Origin of the sequence: Crocosphaera watsonii WH 8501 (genome assembly GCF_000167195.1) — a bacterium.
In the GTDB taxonomy this organism is placed as follows: domain Bacteria; phylum Cyanobacteriota; class Cyanobacteriia; order Cyanobacteriales; family Microcystaceae; genus Crocosphaera; species Crocosphaera watsonii.
In genome coordinates this window covers 1-3,868 of sequence record NZ_AADV02000260.1, presented here as the reverse complement: position 1 = coordinate 3,868, position 3,868 = coordinate 1, and the positions used below count along the sequence as shown (strand labels likewise).

General features: G+C 38.1%; 3 protein-coding genes. 2 read left to right on the top strand and 1 reads right to left on the bottom strand.

What is annotated here, in order from left to right; translation table 11 throughout:
* Positions 1 to 457, top strand: a 457-nt coding sequence (locus CWATDRAFT_RS30325) for a hypothetical protein (RefSeq protein WP_007308540.1), incomplete at its 5' end; no start/stop codon positions are given.
* A gap of 281 nt (positions 458 to 738) precedes the next feature.
* Here the strand turns inward: CWATDRAFT_RS30325 and CWATDRAFT_RS30320 are convergent.
* Complete coding sequence (locus CWATDRAFT_RS30320; RefSeq protein WP_007308539.1) at positions 739 to 1,302, bottom strand: PEP-CTERM sorting domain-containing protein; 564 nt, start codon at positions 1,300 to 1,302, stop codon at positions 739 to 741.
* 586 nt (positions 1,303 to 1,888) lie between these two features.
* Here CWATDRAFT_RS30320 and CWATDRAFT_RS30315 point away from each other — a divergent pair.
* Positions 1,889 to 3,385, top strand: coding sequence for an IS66-like element ISCwa4 family transposase (locus tag CWATDRAFT_RS30315; protein ID WP_007308541.1), 1,497 nt, complete (start codon positions 1,889 to 1,891; stop codon positions 3,383 to 3,385).
* The last annotated feature ends 483 nt before the right edge of the window (positions 3,386 to 3,868 follow it).

Below are 3,868 nucleotides of genomic sequence, written 5' to 3'. Positions count from 1 at the left end.
ACAAGTATCAATCGTTAAAGGACAATATCAATCCGTTGAAAGCTTAGAAATAGAGGAAAATGGGACAATTGTTTACTTAAAAGAGTTTGGCGAAGTTAAAGTATTTAAGAAACATTTCAAAAACGGGATGCTTCGTTTTTATATTTTATTTGACAAAGAAAATAAAGACTTAAGAGAAACAGATAAAACTCTATTTACTTTGTTGAAAACAACTCATTGGATTATTGAATGTTACCATCGTGCGCTCAAACAATTATGTGGTATCAATAAATTTATAGTCAGAAAATCAGAAGCTATATTGACCCATTTCTTTAGTTCTTTACGGGCTTTTATTAAACTTGAATTAATGAGAGCTAATGAGTTAATTGATAATTGGTATCAACTCCAAAGAGAATTGTCTATTGAAGTTAATCGGAATTTTATTTTAGAGCAAATAAATTTGAAATTATCAGCCTAATTTATAGATTAGTTATTGTTATTATTACGTCAATTTTAATGACTCTAATAATTAGCGATCGTTGTCTCTCTTTAAAGCTACTCATATTTAAGTTAATTTGTCAATGCGTAACTCCTATAGTGGATCAAGTGAGAAGTATTGACTGTCAAGCCAGAAATGCTCGTTTTGTGGAAATATTGCCTGATGAAGTGATCAATGAAGTGTTAGCAAGATTAGAGACTTTATTAACCTAAATTATTTCGTAGGGGCATAATAATATTATGCCCTCACACCAATAGGAATTAACCCTGTTTAACTTCTTTTTGAGCCAATTTACGCTTAAAAGCAGTACCGAAACCAATAGCAGCACCTGCACCTAAGATGGTTAGGGGTTCAGGAACAGATTTTGGAGTTAAAGACCAATTGGCAGGGTTATAGGGTTCACTAACAAACCCTGCAGCTACTCCTGTACCCACTATTGGTCCACCAAGGAATTGAACTACTGTATCAAATAAGATGCCTTCGTCACCAGTACAATTCGGTTCGTCATTAGCACAAAAGTCCATCAATGTACCGCTAAAGGAAACTGTGGGAGGGGCTGATGATCCACCAAATCGTGTTGTGAGAGAAACGAGAAAGGGTATATCCGGGTGAGGAGAACCATTAAACATGGGCATGGTGAGGGCAGAAACAAACACCGTATCATTATCTCCTTGTACCTCTCCTTCGAGCATCCCAGAGAAAACATCCCCATTCTCTAAGGTATAGGAGAAGTTGAATAAGGCCGCCTCAGCAGCTTGGGTAAACGCACCCATCGCAACGGTAGCAACTGCTAAAGCAGTGGACAAAGAAAGTTTTTTGATCATGATAATTGGGAAAAATGACGAAAATTACTAAGTGATTCTACCCCCCCGATTATTTTGTCAAGTTAAATCTTGATTAAGACTATTTTTGGTTATTTTCTCGGATTTTTAGCCTGATTTATAAGCATGATTCTATTGAAACTATAACTTAAGAGTGCGCTTAGTTTTGAAGTGGTCATACGAGTTGCCTAAAGTAGGGGTCAACGGCCGTTAACCCCTACAACGTTAACTTATGTAGTGATAACTAAAGCGCAACAGTTATCAGCAGTTATAAAAGCGATCGCTTCCTAGAAACATAACTGAGAGTGCGAGATGTTTGAGGTGGTACTATACCCGGATTTCTCACAAATTAATTTGAAAGCCCAATCCAGAGATGAAAAATGATAATTTTTAGGACTAATAGAAATTTTGAATATAGATGAATAAAAAAATTGACTTTGATTATCCAAAAATTGAGTTTAAGAGGGAATAATTATATTAACTTTTGATTTTCTCCACGACAAATAAGACTAAATGAAAGGTAATTGCTCACCGCAATAAAGAATCTGTCTTGACAACATAAAGGTAAAATCGGGGATTTTTATGTATAGTGGGGGTTATGACCACAAATGCTACCATTGATTCAAAGCTAGTTAGAGCTATCGCCGATGAACAGTTGGCGAACAATGTCTTCATGATTGAGTGGCTAGTCAAGGCACAACAACAGTTATCTCTTCAACAAAGACTGATTGACCAGCAACAACAACAAATCTCTACACAACAGCAAGAAATTGAAAAATTGAAAGAAGAGAGAGATAAGCTAAAAAACCGTAACTCAAAAAACAGTTCAGTCCCCCCATCATCAGACCCACTAAAAAAGCCTTCTGACAAAAAGAAACGCAAAAAAGGATTTAAACGCGGACCAAAATATGACCACCCAGGGAAGACCCGTAATGGTTTTGGTCAGCCCGATAAGATAGTCACTTTAGAACTAGAAAACTGTCCTGTTTGTGGGGGTTCAGTGGAACGAGATGAAGTAGTTCCTGAAAAAGTCCAGCAAGTGGCTGAAGTAGTAGACCAACCCATAGAAATCAGGGAATATCGTCGCGGATTCTATAAATGTCCTAGTTGTGGATGGTCAGATTACAGTCCTGTTCCATTGGGAGTTAAAGAAGGATTCAGTTATGGGGCGCGATTAAGTAGCATCGTGGGCTGGCTTGGCTATGGGGGTAATCTTACATGGCGTAAACAGGAACATTTTATAGAGTATGTCTTTGGCATTCCCATTTCTCAAGGGAGCCTTGCCAAAATGCACAAATGGTTTCAAGAAAGTTTAGAACCCTTGACCCAACAGTGGTTAAAGTACATCCAGCAGCCAGGAATCCGATGTGTTGACGAAACCAGTTATTGCATCGATGGCATCAAGTATTGGGTTTGGGTAGCCACATCAAATGAGGTCTGTGTGTTGATGTTGGCTCCCACTAGAAGCTCCGCAGAAGTCGAGAAATTGTTAGGAGCAGATTTTAAGGGCATCCTCACCAGTGACTGCTATAGTGCCTACTTTAGACAAAGTGCGATGGCCAAACAGAAATGTCTGGCACATTTAGAACGAGAGTTAGAGTCCCTTAAAACCAGTCGTTTTCAAGCGAATCGAGAATTTGCTGCCGATGTACAGCAAGTTTTAGCAACCGCCCGTATCCATTATCGTCATTATCATGCTCGAAATTTAACCCTTGAAGACTTAGGCTCCAAAAGAACAGAAGTCGAGAACTCACTGCAAAAGATTTTTAAAGCAACTCCCAAAAAAGGATGGCCTTATGATGCACAAAGATTGATTAACCGTCTCAAACGTCATTGGGAAGAGTGGTTCACCTTTCTAACTTATCCTGAAGTCAAACCAGATAATAATGATGCTGAGAGAGCTTTACGTCCCATTGTCATTCACCGCAAAGTAAGTGGGGGAGCAAGAAGCGACTGGGGTGCAGAGTTAGTCACCCAAATGTTCAGTTTTTTAGAGACCATGAGATTACAGGGGCAAAATGCCATTGTCCAATTATGCGAATTATTTTCATTAGCTGGTCGGAGTCCCCCAGGATTAGAGATGTAAAAGGCTCCGGAGCCGATGGGGGATAGATTTTTCTTGATCCCCCTATCTCTCTGCACAAAAATACACAGGATTAGCGGATAATCTCCGCTAACAAAAAACTATCTTACTATTCTTTTTTTTCTCATATTGTTGTTTTTATTTGAGGTTTTAAAAAGACTTGATTCTGGGAATGTTAGTCATTAAAATAGCCGTAATAAATTAGCTTAAATTTTACGTTAAATCACAGGGCTTATATTTTTGTTGACTCAACTGATGTTGTTTGTAGTGCTTTTCAATAAGACTTTTTTGTTGCGGTGAGCAGTTACGAGAATAGCGAGAATCAAATCATAATGCAGACTTTTATAAAATCTATCTATAATCTTCATTAGATAAATATTCTCTTGTTTGTCTGCGTCTTCGTCTATTAAATAGCGGTAAACTATTAATTTTCATGATTTTACTCCGTTCGATGGGGATCCTCTAGAGTCTCTACGCAGCGTCAAG

Excerpts from the sequence above, each read along its gene's own strand:
- CWATDRAFT_RS30320 (WP_007308539.1), bottom strand. The coding sequence starts at position 1,302 with ATGATCAAAAAACTTTCTTTGTCCACTGCTTTAGCAGTTGCTACCGTT.